The 16,291-nt window shown below is 64.6% G+C and carries 17 protein-coding genes; 10 read left to right on the plus strand and 7 right to left on the minus strand.

Features of this window, described 5'->3' with window-relative positions; genetic code table 11:
- The first annotated feature begins 424 nt into the window (after positions 1–424).
- The gene (locus ACFR9U_RS20615) at positions 425–1,387 is read left to right on the plus strand and encodes a ZIP family metal transporter (protein WP_247381187.1); all 963 of its coding nucleotides are present in this window, start codon (positions 425–427) and stop codon (positions 1,385–1,387) included.
- A gap of 75 nt (positions 1,388–1,462) precedes the next feature.
- Here ACFR9U_RS20615 and ACFR9U_RS20620 read toward each other — a convergent pair whose 3' ends face one another.
- A complete protein-coding gene (locus ACFR9U_RS20620) occupies positions 1,463–2,005 on the minus strand; it encodes an OsmC family protein (protein WP_247381186.1) in 543 nt (180 codons plus the stop codon).
- 478 nt (positions 2,006–2,483) lie between these two features.
- Between ACFR9U_RS20620 and ACFR9U_RS20625 the strand changes: the two genes are divergently transcribed.
- Positions 2,484–2,636 (plus strand): hypothetical protein, encoded by a 153-nt coding sequence (locus ACFR9U_RS20625; RefSeq protein ID WP_247381185.1) that lies wholly within the window; start codon positions 2,484–2,486, stop codon positions 2,634–2,636.
- Here ACFR9U_RS20625 and mmsA read toward each other — a convergent pair.
- A complete protein-coding gene (gene mmsA, locus ACFR9U_RS20630; protein ID WP_247381184.1) occupies positions 2,609–4,078 on the minus strand; it encodes a CoA-acylating methylmalonate-semialdehyde dehydrogenase in 1,470 nt (489 codons plus the stop codon). The two genes, ACFR9U_RS20625 and mmsA, sit on opposite strands and share 28 nt — an antisense overlap.
- A gap of 166 nt (positions 4,079–4,244) precedes the next feature.
- Positions 4,245–4,592: a helix-turn-helix transcriptional regulator gene (locus ACFR9U_RS20635; protein ID WP_247381183.1), complete on the minus strand. Its 348-nt coding sequence runs from the start codon at positions 4,590–4,592 to the stop codon at positions 4,245–4,247.
- A 376-nt stretch (positions 4,593–4,968) separates the two neighbouring features.
- On the opposite strand from ACFR9U_RS20635, the gene ACFR9U_RS20640 reads away from it, so the two are divergent.
- Positions 4,969–5,586, plus strand: coding sequence for a class I SAM-dependent methyltransferase (locus ACFR9U_RS20640; RefSeq protein ID WP_247381182.1), 618 nt, complete (start codon positions 4,969–4,971; stop codon positions 5,584–5,586).
- 75 nt (positions 5,587–5,661) lie between these two features.
- Positions 5,662–6,531: an ATP-grasp domain-containing protein gene (locus ACFR9U_RS20645; RefSeq protein WP_247381181.1), complete on the plus strand. Its 870-nt coding sequence runs from the start codon at positions 5,662–5,664 to the stop codon at positions 6,529–6,531.
- Positions 6,532–6,936: 405 nt separating this feature from the next.
- On the opposite strand, the gene ACFR9U_RS20650 is transcribed toward ACFR9U_RS20645, so the two are convergent.
- From ACFR9U_RS20650 to ACFR9U_RS20660, 3 genes are all read right to left on the minus strand, one after another.
- Positions 6,937–7,317: a DUF2892 domain-containing protein gene (locus ACFR9U_RS20650; RefSeq protein WP_247381180.1), complete on the minus strand. Its 381-nt coding sequence runs from the start codon at positions 7,315–7,317 to the stop codon at positions 6,937–6,939.
- 81 nt (positions 7,318–7,398) lie between these two features.
- Complete coding sequence (locus tag ACFR9U_RS20655; protein ID WP_247381178.1) at positions 7,399–8,430, minus strand: sodium:calcium antiporter; 1,032 nt, start codon at positions 8,428–8,430, stop codon at positions 7,399–7,401.
- Complete coding sequence (locus tag ACFR9U_RS20660) at positions 8,427–9,233, minus strand: DUF8054 domain-containing protein (RefSeq protein WP_247381175.1); 807 nt, start codon at positions 9,231–9,233, stop codon at positions 8,427–8,429. Before ACFR9U_RS20660 ends, ACFR9U_RS20655 begins: the two co-directional genes overlap by 4 nt.
- Positions 9,234–9,559: 326 nt before the next feature.
- Here ACFR9U_RS20660 and ACFR9U_RS20665 point away from each other — a divergent pair, with 326 nt between their 5' ends.
- From ACFR9U_RS20665 to ACFR9U_RS20680, 4 genes are all read left to right on the plus strand, one after another.
- Entirely contained in the window at positions 9,560–10,465 is a 906-nt protein-coding gene (locus tag ACFR9U_RS20665) for a twin-arginine translocation signal domain-containing protein (protein WP_247381173.1), read from the plus strand.
- 3 nt (positions 10,466–10,468) lie between these two features.
- Complete coding sequence (locus ACFR9U_RS20670) at positions 10,469–12,247, plus strand: pyrroloquinoline quinone-dependent dehydrogenase (RefSeq protein ID WP_247381171.1); 1,779 nt, start codon at positions 10,469–10,471, stop codon at positions 12,245–12,247.
- A gap of 31 nt (positions 12,248–12,278) precedes the next feature.
- Positions 12,279–13,325, plus strand: a complete 1,047-nt coding sequence (locus ACFR9U_RS20675; protein ID WP_247381169.1) for a plastocyanin/azurin family copper-binding protein — start codon at positions 12,279–12,281, stop codon at positions 13,323–13,325.
- A 67-nt stretch (positions 13,326–13,392) separates the two neighbouring features.
- A complete protein-coding gene (locus ACFR9U_RS20680) occupies positions 13,393–14,145 on the plus strand; it encodes an ABC transporter ATP-binding protein (RefSeq protein WP_247381167.1) in 753 nt (250 codons plus the stop codon).
- Positions 14,146–14,149: 4 nt separating this feature from the next.
- Here ACFR9U_RS20680 and ACFR9U_RS20685 read toward each other — a convergent pair whose 3' ends face one another.
- A complete protein-coding gene (locus ACFR9U_RS20685) occupies positions 14,150–14,452 on the minus strand; it encodes an amphi-Trp domain-containing protein (protein WP_247381165.1) in 303 nt (100 codons plus the stop codon).
- 149 nt (positions 14,453–14,601) lie between these two features.
- Here ACFR9U_RS20685 and ACFR9U_RS20690 point away from each other — a divergent pair, with 149 nt between their 5' ends.
- Positions 14,602–14,916, plus strand: a complete 315-nt coding sequence (locus tag ACFR9U_RS20690) for an ArsR/SmtB family transcription factor (RefSeq protein ID WP_247381164.1) — start codon at positions 14,602–14,604, stop codon at positions 14,914–14,916.
- A 117-nt stretch (positions 14,917–15,033) separates the two neighbouring features.
- Entirely contained in the window at positions 15,034–16,215 is a 1,182-nt protein-coding gene (locus ACFR9U_RS20695; protein WP_247381163.1) for a sodium:calcium antiporter, read from the plus strand.
- The last annotated feature ends 76 nt before the right edge of the window (positions 16,216–16,291 follow it).

The following is a 16,291-nucleotide window of genomic DNA, read 5'->3' on the forward strand; positions in this document are numbered from 1 at the left end:
CTTGTGTCCCGCTCTACAGTGCCACTGTCCTGTGATCAGGACATCCACACCTTCTCGGACGGACGTCTCTCGGCGTCTCCACTCGGACGCCACGTCTTCCGGCGAGATCCCGGAGACATTTGTAGTACTGCCCAGGTGACCCCAGCTATCGTAGTCAGCAGAAATTTTCACTGTTCACGAGCGTCAGCAGGTCTGTTTTCAGGCTCGCAACGCCCTGACCGAGTAGACTGTGAGCAAAGACTTCTGGAGACTACTATAGTACTGCTGCTCGACTGCCCGCCCGAGGGGTGATCGGCAAGTTCTATTTTGATGTCCGCAAATTTGGTTTCCAGAACCCAAAATATATTTTGCTGTAGGCGGTTGTTCATAGTACAGGCATGACCGAAACACTCCCGAAGACGATGGCGACAGGAGGGGCTTTCCAGTGGTAAGTATCGAGGCGATAGCGTTCGTGTTCGGTGCGGGACTCGTGACGGCGCTCGCGACGGGACTGGGTGCAATACCGTTCTTTCTCTTCGACGAGATCAGTGATCGCTGGAACGTCGCACTCTGGGGACTCGCCTCGGGTATCATGCTGGCAGCGTCCGGCTTCGGGCTGCTGGCCGAGGGTCTCGCTGCCACGAGCGGGCTGCCACTTCTCCTCGGTGCAGGGGTCGTGGCGGGCGTCGGGCTCGTGATCGTCGCCGATGCCGTCATCGATCGGTTAGACGTCGGCGCAACGGCTGCAGCTGCCGGCGTTGACAGCGACCGGGCGGCGACCGACAGCAGTCGTGAGTATCAGACCGATGGCGGCCACGTGTCGGCGGGCACCGCAGACCAGCCCACGGCCGACACGTCGACACAGCAGTCCCGCCCGGACGACCAGCCGCTGGTGTCGACGGCGGTCGCTGACGGCGATCTCCGAAAACTGGCGCTGATCCTGGGAATCTTGACCGTTCACTCGTTCCCGGAGGGCGTGGCGATCGGCGTCTCGTTCGCCGACGTCGGATTGAGCGGCGGCGTCCCGATATTCGGCGTCGTGGTGCCCGTCTTGGCCGTGTTCATGACGATCGCGATCTCGATCCACAACGTCCCGGAAGGAGTCGCCGTCTCGATCCCGCTCCGGTCGATGGGCGTCAGCGAGTGGCGCATGGTCGGTGCGGCAGTCCTCTCGTCGCTCCCACAGCCGATCGGGGCCGTCCTCGCGTTCGTGTTCGTCACCTGGGCCAGAGCCTTCCTCCCGTTCGGCTTCGGCTTTGCCGCAGGTGCGATGATCTATCTCGTCATTACGGAGTTCATCCCTGAAGCGCTCGAAATCGGCGAAACGCTCCAGGGCGATGGCTACCGCGAACTCACCGCCGGCGTCGCGGCTGGCATCCTGCTCATGATCCCGCTGATGCTGGTCTAGACCCCAACCTGACAATCAGCCCGGCAGTCGAAACGAGCGAAGTGCCGATCGCAGTGCTCGGTCGGGAGGCCTGCGTTACTGGTCCGGCTCCGAGTGGTCGATCTCGACTGTGACCTCGTTTTCCAGACTGTCGACGATCGGTGACTTGGACCCGATGGACGCTTTGAGCTCTTCGAGTTCCGCAGTCGAGGCCGGCGATTCGATGTGGGCAGTACACTCGATCTTCTCGAAGCCTGCGCGGACGTCGTCACCGAGTCCGAGGAGGCCGCGCATGTCGACGCTGCCCTCGAACTCGAAACGCATCTCCGTGATTTCGATGCCCTCTTTCGCACCGTGTGCCGCGTAGGTGATCGTCAGACAGGTGCCGAGCGAGGAGAGTAGTTGTTCGAGCGCGTTGGGCGCCTCCCGATGCCCGAACAGCGCGCCTTCCATCGTAAACTCCGGTGAGTCGACGAGCGTTCCACCCTTCTCGATGTCACTGACAGTGGTTTTACACGTCGTCTCACCGGTCCACTCCGTCTCGGCGAAGAACCGAAACTCGGCGTTCGATGCATCCTCCTCTGCCGCAGCCGTCAGTTGCTCGAACTTCTCTAGGTCGATCCCGTTATTGGCAGTCATGTACTGGTCTCACAATGTCATCTCGGCCGACGGCGTTGTAAACTCCGTGGTTGACAACATTATTGGTGTTTGTCGACGGAACGCTCTGGCCATCCTCCGGCAGCACAACCGATTTCACACAAGTGGTTTGTACACTTTGTACAATACATGTCAACGGCTGACGCACAGGGCTGTTAGCGCCTTCACAACGAGAGAGCACGACTCCGGGTAACGAGACTGCCACAGCGAGCGCACGAGGACGGCCGACAGTGGGAGACGCAACAGCCCACGCAAACTGACGAATTCGGTGACACGGTCACGGAGGCTCACTGCTGTCCAGAGACGGTATGAGTCCCGTCGGAGTGGCGCCGCATCGTTCCCAGGCACCCGATTCGTTAACTCGAAATCGGGTGTCTGAAGACGCCGGTCTCGCCGGTCACTTCGGCGAGGCGCTGGACACCACAGACGCGCCCTCGGCGTCGATCGGTTCTGCGATACCGTGAGCCGCTCGGAGATGCTCACGCCCGACGGCCGGACCGCGTCAGTGGACTGCAATCCCAGTGAGGGAACGATCGGCGGTGTTCGGCAGCTCGTGGTGTCCGGTGACGAGCAACGGAAGCGCCGCTACGTCTCCGGCCAGCGCTCGATGTAGACCGTCTCGTCGGTGTAAAACCGAACGACGTCGTCGGCCTGGGCGTGGAGGTCGCCGAAAAACGAGTCCTTCTGCCCGCCGAAGTGGAAAAACGCCATCGGAGCGGCCGTTCCGGCGTTGACCGCCAGGTTTCCGGCTTGGGCGGTGCGGCGGAACAGCCGTGCCTCGGACCCGCGGTCCGTAAAGAGGCTCGCGGCGTTGCCGTAGTCGCTCTCGTTCAACACGTCGATACCCGCCTCGACGCTCTCGACGGGCATCACGCCCAGCACCGGGCCGAATATCTCTTCGGTCGCGATAGTCATGTCCGACGTGACGTCCCGGAAGATGCAGGGGCCGAGGAAGTTCCCGTCCGCAGCTGCGTCGGTCGCGTCGCGACCGTCGACGACTAACTCTGCGCCGTCCTGAATCCCAGTTTCGACGTACTCGCGGACGCGCTGTTCGTGTGCTGCGGAGATGAGCGGGCCGATGGTCGTCTCCTCGTCGAGTCCGTTGCCGACGACCTGTCGGTCGGCTTCCGCGACCACGAGGTCGAGGAACTCCTCGTAGACGGACGCTTCGACGCAGACGACGTCGTTCGCGAGGCAGCGCTCTCCCGAACAGGCGAGCGCCGAGCCCACGGTCTTCTCGGCTGCGTACGAGAGGTCGGCCGTCGCCGAGACGATGACGTGGTTTTTCGCGCCGCCCTGTGCCTGGACGCGTTTGCCGTTCGTGGCGGCCGTCTCGTAGACGTGCCTGGCGACGGGCGTGGAGCCGACGAACGAGACGCCCTCGATCCCGTCGTGTTCGAGGATGGCGTCGACGGTGTCGACGCTTCCGTGCAGGAGTTGGACGACGCCGTCGGGGAAGCCCGCCTCGTCGATGAGTTCGAACAGCTTTTGGGCGGTCAGCGGTGTCTGCTCGCTCGGTTTCAGGATGAACGCGTTGCCGGACGCGACCGCGTAGGGGAGAAACCACAGCGGGATCATCCCGGGGAAATTAAAGGGCGTAATCGCCGCGAACACCCCGAGGGGTTTGCGGACGGCCGTCTCGTCGATGCCCGGCGCTGCGTGTTCGACGTGTCCGCCCTGCAGCAGCGACGGCATGCCACAGGCGACCTCGACGTTCTCGATGCCGCGGCGGAGCTCGCCGCGCGCTTCAGCGAGTGTCTTGCCGTGTTCACGAACCAGCACGGTCGCGAGTTCGTCGAGGTGCGCTTCTAACAGACGCTTCAGCCTGAAGAGCGGCTGGATGCGGTCTTCGACTGGTCGACGGTGCCACTGATCGAATGCCGCGGTAGCGGTTTGGACTGCCGCGTCGACGTCGCTCGCCGAGCTGAAGTCGACCGTCGCCAAGCGCTCGCCCGTCGCTGGGTTCGACACGTCCTGTCCGTCGGCCGACGGCGCAGTCCACTCGCCGTCGACGTAGTTATCCGGGTCGCTGATTGTTCGTCCTGCCCGAGTCACAATGCCCCGAGATACAGCGAGCCTGCCTAACAAACTTGCTGAATCGTCCTGACGGCCGGGCTCGCCGCCTGATTCGTACTGTTTGAATGGGTGCGCTCACGGACGCGACTACCCGTCCCGCCGGCCCTCACACGCCCCGCAAAACTGGCAGATTAACGACACTCCTCTACTGGTCGGCGTCGCGGTAGTCGTCGAGCACGCCAGCGATACGGTCACGCTGTTCTGTGAGGAACTGCTCGGCCTGCTCGGTCAGCGTGTATTCGTTCGTGCGTTTGTCGAGCGCGCGTTTTTCGACGAGTTCTGCGGCGACCAGGTCGTCGAGATTGGGGTACAGTCGACCGTGGTTGACGTCCGCTTCGTAGACGTTTTCGAGTTCCCGCTTGATCGCGAGTCCGTACGCGTCGGTATTTGCTGCTTCGAGTTTGGCGATCGAGAGCAGAATCTCCCGCTGGAAGGTGCTGAGATCAGTAAACGATTCGACGGCGTCGATAGTAGGTTCTTGGATAGTAGCCATGGTGGGAGTTCACTGTGGTTCGTCTGCTTGTTGTCCAGCATTCCCATGACACCACAATACTATGTCGCGTGGCGACCAGTCGGCCCGTTAATTTCACAGGATCTCTGGACAAGTAGGCTGTAGGTACTCCCACTCTTTTGTCTATATCGATATCGATTGCGACGACTCGGACGGGATATCTATGCCACTTTATCATTCAGAATATGGTCGTCACGGTACAATGCTGGTGGTGATCGGTCGGGTAGCGCAGGTGAGCTGTGGGCGTCCAAATTACGCTGCGGGGAGTCGCCGACGCGTCTCTCGCTGTCGTCCGGCCGTCCCCAGAGCGTGTTCGCCAATCGACGAGCTATTTTCGGCTCGGTCGCAAGGTGTCCGTATGGAACCGAACGAGGTCCGTGAGGACTGGGCCGAGCGCTCCGGGAAGTACTCGCCCGAATACTACGCCGAGATCGGTCCGAACGAAGTGAGTGACACGCTCCTCCAGGTCCTCGACCACTACGTCACCACCGATGCGGCGATCCTCGAACTCGGCTGTGGCTCCGGCCGACACCTCGCCCACCTGTACGACAACGGGTACGAGAACCTCACCGGCATCGACATCAACGACGAGTCGTTCGACGTGATGGCCGAGCACTATCCCGGACTGGCCGAGACCGGGACGTTCCACACGTCCGCCCTCGAGGAGTTCGTCACCGGCGTCGACCCTGACGCGTTCGACGTGGTCTACTCGGTCGAGACGCTCCAACACATCCACCCCGACGACGAGTGGGTCTTCGAGACGGTCGCAGAGATCACCGCAGATCTGCTCATCACCGCGGAAAACGAAGGCAACAGCCCGAAGCGCGGCCGGGAGAACGACGGCGTCAGTTACGTCGACGACGAGTTCCCGCTCTATCACAGGGACTGGAAAGCCGTGTTCACCGACGTCGGCTTCGCACAGTTGCTCTGTGAACCCACGGCCCGCGATACGATCCGGGTGTTCCGAACCCCCTGACCGCGCCGCCACGCGAACCCGTCCTCGCGGCGACGCAAACACAATCCATATTCCCGACACCTCGCTACCGCAGGTGTGACCGATATCGCCCTCGCCACCTGTGCCGATCTCCCCTCGCTCGTCGACGACGACGCCTCGTTCGTCGAGGCGCTCCGGAACCGCGGTGCGACGGTCGATCCCGTGGTCTGGTCCGACGACGCCGTCGACTGGAGCGACTACGACGTCGTCGTCGTCAGGTCGATCTGGGACTACTACGAGCGCCCGGCCGCGTTCTCGCAGTGGGTCGACGAACTCGCCGCCGCACCCTGCGACGTGTGGAATCGTCCCGACCTCCTCAGGTGGAACAGTCACAAGTTCTACCTCCGCGACCTGGCCGACAGCGGCGTCCCGACGCTGCCGACGGCCTACGTCGACCGGGGAAGCGACGTGTCACTCGCGGCGCTGTTCGAGGACCGCGGGTGGGAGGAACTCATCGTCAAGCCGGCCGTGAGCGCCGGTGCGTTCGAGACCAGACGGATCGCCAGCGACGACGCCGACGCCGCGCAGCCGTGGGTCGAGTCGCTCGTCGCGGACAACGACCTCCTCGTCCAGGAGTTCGCTGCCGACATCACCGCCGGCGAGTGGTCGCTCGTGTTCTTCGGCGGCGAGTACAGCCACGCCGTCGTGAAGCGTCCCGAGGCAGGCGATTTCAGAGTCCAGGAGGAATACGGTGGGAGCGTCCACGTCGAGACGCCGAGCGACGGGCTCCGAACGCAGGCCAAGCACGTCGTCGACGTAATCACCGATCGGTTCGGCGGCGCCCCCCGCTACGCACGCGTTGACGGGATCGAGCGGGCAGGGACGTTCCGGCTCGTCGAAGTCGAACTCATCGAACCGGAACTGTTCTTCCGGGTCGACCCAGCCGCCGGTGAGCGGTTGGCCGACCTCGTGGTGCCCCCGAACTGAGGACGTCTCACTGCCGCTCTGTGACCCCGGAGTGGGTCCCGTCGACGTTCCGAGTCGGTTCCTGTCCGGCGACTCGGCCGGACGCTCGTGGTCTCAGCCGAGACCACAACCACGACCGCTGTACGCTTCGGCGAAAAACGGGAGGACACGACGCCGGTCTGAGAGCGACTCGCTGTCGGTCGATGGCGTCTCCAGTGAATCCGCTCTCGAAGGCTCTGGTGAGTGCAGCCTCGAACTGTGTCGGTGTTCCCAAACCACCGTGTTGGACGTTGTGTCTGCCTCTGTCGCGGCCGTTGTCCGATCACAGTGAGAGTCGTCTGCCGATAGTTTGCGTCGTGGTCGGAATCGAAGCGAGAGCGATCGCTGACGACAGACGAACGTGAAAAACAGAGCGACGGTGGCCGATCAGGCGCAGTCGTCGTGGACGATGACGCCGTTCTCGTTCGGTCCCCGTCGCTGTCCGGGGCGAATGGGGTCGCCACAGCTCGCACAGGTCAACCCGTGCGTCGCCGCTTGCTCCTCGGACGCGGTCTCGGTGACTGTCTCAGGTTCCGTCCCGGTTGATCCAGCGGAGTCCGCCCCGATCTCGTACTCGGAGCCGTCGTCGCTCTCGGACGCTCGTGACTTCGTCGCGCCTGCGCCGAACGCGACCGCTCCAGCACCCGCGAGCGCGCCTCGCAGTCGCTGTCCGTTTCGAAGCGAGCGAATCGAGACCAGTGCGAACACGACGGCGAGCAGAACGTTCACCGCGCGATTACCGCCGGGGAGGGCATCTCGTAGCTCCATACGTAGATACGACGCCACGGACGCTTGTATGCTCACTGTTTCCTGCAGAACGTGGGTGTGACTCGCGCGTGATTCCCCCGCTCAGCCCACTAGGTGGCCCATCCCGTTCGCCGCCCAGTACCCCACGTAAACTGCGAGCAACAGTGCGCCTTCGGGGCGGCCGACCCGGCCCCTGAACAGAATCGCGCCGACGAGCGCCAGCGAACCGAGGAAGAACGGCCAGTGGACGGTCACGACCGCGCCGTCGGTCGTGAGCGGATGGACTAGTGCCAGGACGCCGACGTTGGCCGTGACGAAAAAGAGCATGCTCCCGACGACGTTGCCGATCCCGAGGTGAGGCCGTCCCTGTCGGACCGGTTCGACGGTCAGGAAGAGCTCTTCGAGCGACGCGACGAAACTCATCACGGTCGCGCCGAAGGCCAGGCCCGAGATACCCAGCGTCGCGAGTACGTCTCGGGCACCGATCACGGCCAGTTCCGACCCGACCGTCATCCCGACGACCGCCAGTAGCGTGACGGCGAGCGTCCACCACGCCACGCGCTCGTCACTGTCGGCATCGCTGGGCCCTCCGTCCGGGCTCGCGTGCTGGTTCCCGTCGGCTTCGATGCGGTCAGCGACTTCCTCCGCCGACAGATACTGGGTGTCAGTGTGCCGTTCGAGGACGTACACAGCCCCGAGCAGGGGGAGGAACGCGAGCGTCAGCACGCCGCCGTCGAGCCGACTCACCGTCCCATCGGCCGCGAGGAGGAAAAACAGCGCCGGCGAGCCGACCGTCAACAGCAGATAGGACCGGGGAACGGTCGTCTCGAACGGACTCAGTATACCAGCGATCCCGAGCGCGACGCCGAGGATGAACAGCGCCTCCCCGAAGACGGTGCCCAGAGCGAGATCGGGCAGCCGACCGAAGACTGCCGCCAGGCCGAGGATCGCGTTCTCCAGGTCGGTTCCGGCGAGCACGACCGTCAGGAAAAATGCCGAGAAGCCCAGGGAGAGGGCGCTCTCGGCGACCGATTCGACGAACCGCTCGACGCTCTCGACGACCAGCGCGACGCCGGCCAGAAAGAGCACGAGCGCACCCAGTGTGGGTGGAATGCTGGGGAAGAGCACAGTCATCGATCTGCCGCGTCAGTTCCCGAGTCGTCCTGGGGACGATGCAGTACGCACGCGCCGCAGTCCGGACACGTGACGGAGACGACCGTCGTCGGGTCGGTACAGCAGGAGTCCAGCCGAGCCGTCGTCCGGTCGAGCGGGCCGCCACATCGCGGACAGTCCTCGAACGCGCTCCGCAGCGTCGAGAGGACGCGCCGGCGCTCGCCGGGCGACAGGTGCGCCCAGCGGTCAGATCGGGCGTCAAGCAGGTCGGCGGCGGCGACGTCCGCGACGAGCGCGAGCTCGGATTCCCACTGCAGCAGATCGTCGTCCAGGACGTACGCGACGCTCCCCGGGACGGCCGAGAGATCGCTCGCGTCGACTCCCAGGGTCTCCGCGACCTGCCGCGGATCGGGGTCGTCACCTCGCAGCTCCGCGATACGCTCCCGCCAGGCGGCACGGAACGCGTCGGAGACTGCGGGAGACTGCGCATCGCCGGCTCGCTCCGCTGCGACCGCGTCGACGTCGATCGACGGCGGGCGTGAGGGCTGTTTGCCGAACAGTCGGAGGAACCACGGTGGTGCGTATTCGCGCGTGATCGTCGGCGTCCCCGGCACGAGATACCCGCGAAGGTAGATGATCGCCGAACAGAAGGACAGGGCGGTCACGCCGGTCGCCACGGAGCGTCTCGCCGCGAGGACGCTACTGATGGCAACCGCGATCACGACGTTGAGGACTGTACACGGGAGACACCGATTCGTGCCGGTGTATGCCGGCTGCGTGAGCCGCGCGCTGGCAGCTCTCACCCGTTCGAGCACCGGGTCCATCACTCCTCGTTCCACGTCCGGACCAATAACGATTCGTCTGGGGGAGCGAGACGTAACTTAACCTTTTCTGGGCATCCTTTTTAGGGGCCGACGTGGAAACCATCGTCGCGTAACTGGTCGCCGGGGCCAGCTACTCCCACGCACCGCCCGTGTGACTTGCGCGCGGGATACCCGATCGCTGTCACTCGATTCTCTGATGGCAGCCGATCGGTTGGGACTCGGTGCAGAATCGAAAACGGAACCACGAATTCTTAAGCGGATTGCTATGGAACGGGAGTGCGGCCTGTGTCACGCTATCACGTAACACGGGCAGGGCACACCCGACAATGACGTACGAGACACCACAAATCGACCACGAAGAACGCCGGCAGTTCCTGAAGGTACTGGGGATTGCGGGCGCGGCCGCAGCGGGCTCTGAGCTCACGATGAGCGAGCTCAGGAACGCGGTCGAGAGCGACGGCGCCGCAGAACTCGCGGCGATGGGACAGGCCATCCGGGCCGACCTCTCGGCCGACCTCGACGCGGCACTCATCGAAGCAGAACTCGCGAACATCGGGGCACAGATCGACCGAGTACCGGCGCTTACAGCGATGGGCGTCCCGGCAGCGGACAGCACTGTCTATCAGGAGGTCGCCACACCCGTGTGGCGCGTGTATGACCACCTCGCGGAGGCGGATTTTTTCGCCGCAGCCGAGGCGAACCTACCAGCGTTCACGACGGACCACATCGAATCGACGGCGCGTGAACTCGTCACCGCGGAACCGCTCGCGGCGGCGCTCACCGACGCCGGCTTCGACGAGGCGGAGATGACGGCACTCATCTCCAACGTCGCGACCAACAGAGGCCAACTCGCGCGGTGGATGCCGACCAAGGAGATTCCCGACGGCGTCGAATTCGACCTCGAACACGTCGCACCGCTCCACCAGCGAGCCATGGGCGGGGTCGCGCTGTGGATCGAAGACCTCGACACGCGTCTCTGGCAGATGGAGTACCTGCTCACGGACGACCTGATCGAGCGCGGGATGTGGGACGTGAAATCCATGCTCGGTGGCGCGAACCTCGTGTCGCTGGCAGCCCGTGACGTCGCTGGCGCTGCTGACCTGACGGACAGTCAATTCACGGCCGCACTGACGGCAGGGACGGCCAGCATGATCATGGGACAAGAGGACCTGACGAACGACCTGTACCGAATTACCGACGACGTACGTGCGCCGCGCGCGGGGGGTGACTAAGCGATGAGTGCACTCGACAACGACGAGGCGGTCAAGGCGGCCCAGGCGATCGAACTCGTCGAGATCGACGACGGCTACACGCTGCGGAACACGCCCGACGAGGACGTCGTCCACCAGCACGACATTCAGCAGATTCCAGAGCAGGACATCACCCAGCAGATGCTGAACCAGTCGGCTCAGAACCCCGAGGCCTGGCTGATGTACGGCGGCGGCTACGAACAGCAGCGCTTCACCACCGCCGACGCCATCACGACGGACAACGTCAGCGATCTGGAACTGGAGTACCTGATCGAGACGGGCGTCTCCAACAGCATGGAGGGGACGCCGATCGTCGTTCCCGGGGACCCCCCGATCATGTACCAGACGAACGGGCCGAACCACGGGAAAGCCATCAACGCCCGGAACGGGGACGTTCTCTGGAGTTACACCTACTCCAATCCGCAGGAAGTCCACGGCAACCAGGGCGCGAACACGAAGCTCCTGCTTTGCTGTGACTCGAACAACCGCGGCTTCGCCGTCTACGGCGACAAGGTGTACATGACCACGCTCGACTCGGGCATGGTCGCGCTCGACCGGTTCTCCGGCGAACCACAGTGGTACACCAGCACCGCCGACTACCGGAAGGGATACTCCGCCACGTGGGCTCCGATCGTCTGGAACGATCAGGTGCTGACCGGGAGCGCGGGCGGCGAGTACGGCGTCCGCGGGTTCGTCGCCGCGCTCGATCCCGAAAACGGCGACATCCTCTGGCGCACCTACACGACCGATCCGGAGCGCTGGGTCGAGACGAGCTACGAGCAGGGCTGTGCGACGACCTGGATGACGCCGACGCTCGACCAGGAATCCGGCACGATGTACTGCCCGATGGGCAACCCCGGCCCGGACTTCAACGGAGCCGTCCGCCCTGGGCCGAACCCGTATAGCTGCGGGACGCTGGCGCTCGATGCGACCAACGGCGATCTCCAGTGGAACTTCCAGGAGAGCGCCCACGACGTCTGGGACTACGATTCCTCGTCGCCGAAGGTCCTCATCCGCGACCAGGAACTCCACGGGGAGAGCCGGAACATCGTCGTGAGCGCCGGGAAGACCGGCTGGGTGTACACCAACGACGCCGAGAACGGGAAGCTCCTCCGCCGGAGCGAGGAGACTGTCCAGCACATCAACATGTGGGAGATGATCCCCCATATCGACGAAGAGCGGCGGATCTCCTACGTGCCGGGGGCGCAGGGCGGCAACGACTGGCAGCCGCCCTCCTACAGTCAGGAGACCGGTCTCGTGTACATGAAACAGCAGAACACGCCCCACGAACTCATGTGGCTCCACGAGGAGTACACGCCGGGCGAAACCTACTGGGGCGGGGCGCTCAACGACTGGCCGCACGTCTCCAACCCGGAGGGCTGGAACGGCCACACGAGCGCCGTCGTCGCGGTCGACCCGGTCTCTGGCGAGCGAGTCTGGCGCGAGTGGATCGACGACCAGAACTACCTGTGGGGCGGCTCCCTGTCGACGGCCGGCGGGCTGACCTTCCTCGGCACGCAGAAAGGCAAGTTCGTCGCCTACGACAGCGAAACCGGCGATCGCCTCTGGGAGTCGCCGAACCTCGGCGCACCGATCAGTTCCTCGCCCAGTAGCTGGTACGACCCCGGGACGGGCAAGCAGTACGTCGCCGTGCAGGTCGGCGGAAGCGGCTGGCTCCGACACGGCCGGCGTGGCAGCACGGTCGCCGTCTTCGCGCTGGAGGGCCAGCAGAGTCAACAGCAGGGACAGCAGGGCCAGCAGTGAGTCGACGCACAATATTTCACCACTATCAACAATGACGTCACAACAAACACGGCGATCGTTTCTCGCGGCGGCAGGAGTCGGCGTTCTCGGCGTCGGGGCCGCCTGGCAGGCCGGCGGACAGGAGAACCTCGCGGAGATCTATCGACTCCGGATGACCAACGACGGGTTCGTCGGGAACGAACCCGAGGCAATCGCAGAGGAGGCCAGCCCCCGGCTGGAGCTGTCGGCTGGCCAGCGCTACGGGGTCGTGGTCGAAAACGAGTCGGACCAGGCCCACAACCTCGTCATGACGGACGCGTACCCGGGCGGGATCGCGATGTTCCGAACGAACGTCGTCGACCCCGGCGGTGCACAGGGAGTCACGTTCACCGCGAGGCCGAGTCTCACCGCTTACTACTGCGAACAGCACAGCCACGAAGTCGGACCCGTCGCAGTCCAGGGGGCGGCCGGGACCCAGACCGGCAACGTCACCGCCGTGAACGCGACCGGTCCGCGCGGCGACGTCAACAACACGACGGCGACGCCGACGCCGCGACCGCCCGTGAACGTCACGGAGCGGCCGGGCACCCCCGCGGTGAACGAGTCGGTCCTGCCCGAGAACCGGACCGGGAACGCCACCGGCGAGAACATCGCCAATCCGACGGCCCGATTCACGGACATCTCCGGCGTCCAGAACGCCTCGGAGAACCAGACCGGGAACGCGACTGGAAACGTGACCGGCAACGCCACCGGCGACCTCGCCGGCGCGTCACCGGACCCTGCGAAGACGTTCAGGTTCGTCGGCTCCGTCCCGGCGTGGGTCGCACAGGCCCCACAGGAGATTCAGGGCCAGGAGAACCCGGAACTCCCCGTCGAGCCCGGGGAGACCTACGAGATCGTGTGGGTGAACGCCGACGGCGCACCGCACAACTGGTTCATCGAGACCGAGGACGACGAATCGCTGGTTCGCTCGGACACCATCCAGCAGGCCGGCTCGTGGCAGACCGTGAAGTTCGTCGCCTCAGAGAACATGTATCAGTACTACTGTCAGTACCACCCGGTCGCGATGCGCGGCGACCTCAATCTCGGGGGAACCTAACGGCGAACCGCGTGACGACCGCTGGCTGACGGCGCCCGGGGTTTCCCGGGCAGTCGTTCACAGAGCCATGATTCGAACTGACGACCTGACCGTTTCGTTCGGCGAGACGCGTGCCCTCGACGGCGTCGACCTGCGGGTCCGGGACGGCGAGTTCGTGACGATCCTCGGGCCGTCGGGCTGTGGGAAAACGACGCTCCTGCGAGCGATCGGCGGCCTCCAGTCGCCGACGGCCGGCGACGTGCGGGTCGACGGCCGACCGCCAGCGGCGGCCCAGACCGCCGGTGATCTCGGGTTCGTCTTTCAGAACCACACGCTGTTGCCCTGGAAATCCGCCCTGGGGAACGTCACGTTCCTGCGGCGGCTGGCTGGCAAGGACCCGGCGCCCGAGGCGGCCCGGGACCTGCTCGCGACGATGGGACTCGCGGGCTACGAAGACGCGCGTCCCGCGGCCCTCTCCGGTGGGATGAACCAGCGCGTGTCGATCGCCCGGGCGCTCCACCTCGGTGCCGACGTCCTCTTGATGGACGAGCCGTTCGGCGAACTCGACGAACTCACCCGCGAGGAGATGGGCATCGCGGTCCGTCGCGTCTGGCAGCGCGAGGACAGAACCATCGTGTTCGTCACGCACAGCGTCCCGGAGGCCGTGCTGTTGGCCGACCGGTGTTTCGTCATGTGCGGGCCGCCCGGGCGAATCGTCCGGGCGGTCGACGTCGAGTTGCCGCGGCCGCGAGACGAGACGGTGCTCGAATCGGCGCCGTTCCATCGAACCGTCGCGACCGTCCGGACGGTGCTCTCGGAGGGAGCCGACGCGATCCAGTGACCGGCTAGCTCACGTCGAGCTCGCTGCCGCCGCGCGGCTCGGTGAACTCGATCTCGATCTCGAGTTCGTCCTTGCGGCCGCCGGTGAACTCGACCTCGACCTCGATCGGTTCCGTGAACTCGAAGGGGATCTCCCAGTCGGCCGTCGAAATCGTGAGCCGGCGTTCGCTCTGGATCTGGTCGGCCAGGTTCCGCAGAAACGTCGCCGTCTCAGCCCGGGAGAGGTGCACTTCGCGCTCGAAGAAACCGTCAGTCACCGTCTTCTGACTGGTGTCGCGGTCGTCCGGAAACTCGACGCGATCGCTCATGGCCACAGCTACGGGCGCAGACACAGTAACCGTTCATTCCGGGACCGTTTCTCGATACGTGCCGGTTCCCCACACGTGCCGGCCGCATCCACACCAGCCTGTCTCGGGCTCTGACGTGTGCTTTTCCGGGTCCCGCCCGTAGTCTGCGTATGTCCCTGCTCGACGTACTGGGGAGCAAATCGCGACTGAAAATCCTCCGGGCGCTCTCGCACGAACCCAAGTACGTCACGGAACTCGCAGAGGAAGTGGGGATGGACGGCAAAACCGCCGTCCATCACCTCCGGACCCTCGAAGACGCCGGCCTCGTCGAGCCGTATCACCGGGGCAATCGCAAGTACTACCAACTGGTCCGGACCGTCACGTTGCGCGCCGCACCGCCGCCCGAACGGACCTTCATCCTCCAGGCCACCGCCGACGGCGACCGGTCGAGCGACGACGGCGAGCAGGCGCCCGGCGAGTCGTGATTCGTGCTGTTCTGTCGACAGCACCGGCACGCTCGGTTGGTCGCGTGTATAAGATTCCAACGAATTTGCCTCCACAACAACGAGGGACCAAATGGGTGAGCGTGGAAAGAGAGCGGTATGGCCGCACCCAGGTTCCTGACCGTGCCGCTCGTCGTACTGCTGGCGGTCGCCCTGGTGGTCACTCCGGCAACCGCCCAGGGAACTGGAGAGGATGCCAAAGAAGGTGAGGGTGGTCTGGAAGGAGTGATCGAGGGCTTCGTCGACGACCAGGGACTGCTGGGGACGGTGCTCGTCCTCGCCGTCGGGGCACTCCTGTTGACTGCCTGTGTCGAGAAACTGATCAGCTATCTAACGAGGGCGGCGCTCGGGTTGCGGATGTCGCTGTTCGCGCTCGCGATCGTTTTCACTGGGTTCGAGTTCGATGATACGATTCTCGCGCTCGTCCTCTCGGCGGGCGATCTCGAGGGCGTCGCTCTCGGGACGGCACTGGGAACGGGCCTGGCGATCATCGGCATCACTCTCGCACTCGCTGCGATCATCCGACCCTTCCCGGTCGATCTCCCGCCGGATTACGTGTTGCTGTTCGCACTGGCGCCGGTCATGTTGGTGCCGTTTGTCCTCGCAGGGACGCTAACCTTCGTCCACGGTCTCTTGCTCCTCGGAGCCTTTCTCGTTATATTCGTATACCTCATCGCCAGGGAGTATCAGCGTGAGACGCCTGTGTTCCGAAATACCGAACTCGGCGAGGAGGTTCAGGTCGACGGTGGCGTGACGCTGCCACCGAGCGTCGCCGAGATCCCCGAAGATCGCCTCGTCGGCGGGTATTCAGGTACCGGGTGGATTTGGCTCGGCCTCTGCGTGCTCGCACTGGGGGGAATCGTCTTCGGGTCGATACTGCTGGAGGCAGGGTCGGAAGCCGCCGTCGAGGGCTTCGGCATCGAGGAGACAGTCTTCGGAGCAACCGTTCTGACTGCGATCCTCACGTTCGAAGATATCATGCTCACGATCGAACCAGTTCGACGGGGCGTCCCCGAAATCGGCGTGGGGAACGTCATCGGGAGTGTCCTGTTCTCGGTGACCGGCAACGTCGGCGTCATCATGCTGCTGAGTGACCTCGCGATTTCTCGGTCGGTACTGACGTTCCACCTGCCTGCAGTGATCGTCGGGACTGCACTCGCCGCGTACTTCCTCTTCGAGGGGCGCCTGAAACGATGGCACGGCTATCTCCTCGGAGGCCTCTACGTGGTCTACTGGCTCGTCGCGCTCGTCGTGTTCGGGGGACTTCCGATCAGCGGCTGAACCCGGTCGCCAGTCGGTCGTGACTGGTTGCCGGGTCTCGTTGGGCCACGGACAACGGTTAAGCGTTCAGTCGACG

Origin of the sequence: Halorientalis brevis (genome assembly GCF_042678165.1) — an archaeon.
GTDB classification, from domain to species: domain Archaea; phylum Halobacteriota; class Halobacteria; order Halobacteriales; family Haloarculaceae; genus Halorientalis; species Halorientalis brevis.

What these genes read in the sequence shown, in the direction of transcription:
- ACFR9U_RS20620 (WP_247381186.1), bottom strand. Translation starts at nt 2,005, where the DNA reads ATGACTGCCAATAACGGGATCGACCTAGAGAAGTTCGAGCAACTGACG.
- ACFR9U_RS20635 (WP_247381183.1), bottom strand. Translation starts at nt 4,592, where the DNA reads ATGGCTACTATCCAAGAACCTACTATCGACGCCGTCGAATCGTTTACT.
- ACFR9U_RS20640 (WP_247381182.1), top strand. Translation starts at nt 4,969, where the DNA reads ATGGAACCGAACGAGGTCCGTGAGGACTGGGCCGAGCGCTCCGGGAAG.
- ACFR9U_RS20650 (WP_247381180.1), bottom strand. Translation starts at nt 7,317, where the DNA reads ATGGAGCTACGAGATGCCCTCCCCGGCGGTAATCGCGCGGTGAACGTT.
- ACFR9U_RS20655 (WP_247381178.1), bottom strand. Translation starts at nt 8,430, where the DNA reads ATGACTGTGCTCTTCCCCAGCATTCCACCCACACTGGGTGCGCTCGTG.
- ACFR9U_RS20660 (WP_247381175.1), bottom strand. Translation starts at nt 9,233, where the DNA reads ATGGACCCGGTGCTCGAACGGGTGAGAGCTGCCAGCGCGCGGCTCACG.
- ACFR9U_RS20665 (WP_247381173.1), top strand. Translation starts at nt 9,560, where the DNA reads ATGACGTACGAGACACCACAAATCGACCACGAAGAACGCCGGCAGTTC.
- ACFR9U_RS20670 (WP_247381171.1), top strand. Translation starts at nt 10,469, where the DNA reads ATGAGTGCACTCGACAACGACGAGGCGGTCAAGGCGGCCCAGGCGATC.
- ACFR9U_RS20675 (WP_247381169.1), top strand. Translation starts at nt 12,279, where the DNA reads ATGACGTCACAACAAACACGGCGATCGTTTCTCGCGGCGGCAGGAGTC.
- ACFR9U_RS20680 (WP_247381167.1), top strand. Translation starts at nt 13,393, where the DNA reads ATGATTCGAACTGACGACCTGACCGTTTCGTTCGGCGAGACGCGTGCC.
- ACFR9U_RS20685 (WP_247381165.1), bottom strand. Translation starts at nt 14,452, where the DNA reads ATGAGCGATCGCGTCGAGTTTCCGGACGACCGCGACACCAGTCAGAAG.
- ACFR9U_RS20690 (WP_247381164.1), top strand. Translation starts at nt 14,602, where the DNA reads ATGTCCCTGCTCGACGTACTGGGGAGCAAATCGCGACTGAAAATCCTC.
- ACFR9U_RS20695 (WP_247381163.1), top strand. Translation starts at nt 15,034, where the DNA reads ATGGCCGCACCCAGGTTCCTGACCGTGCCGCTCGTCGTACTGCTGGCG.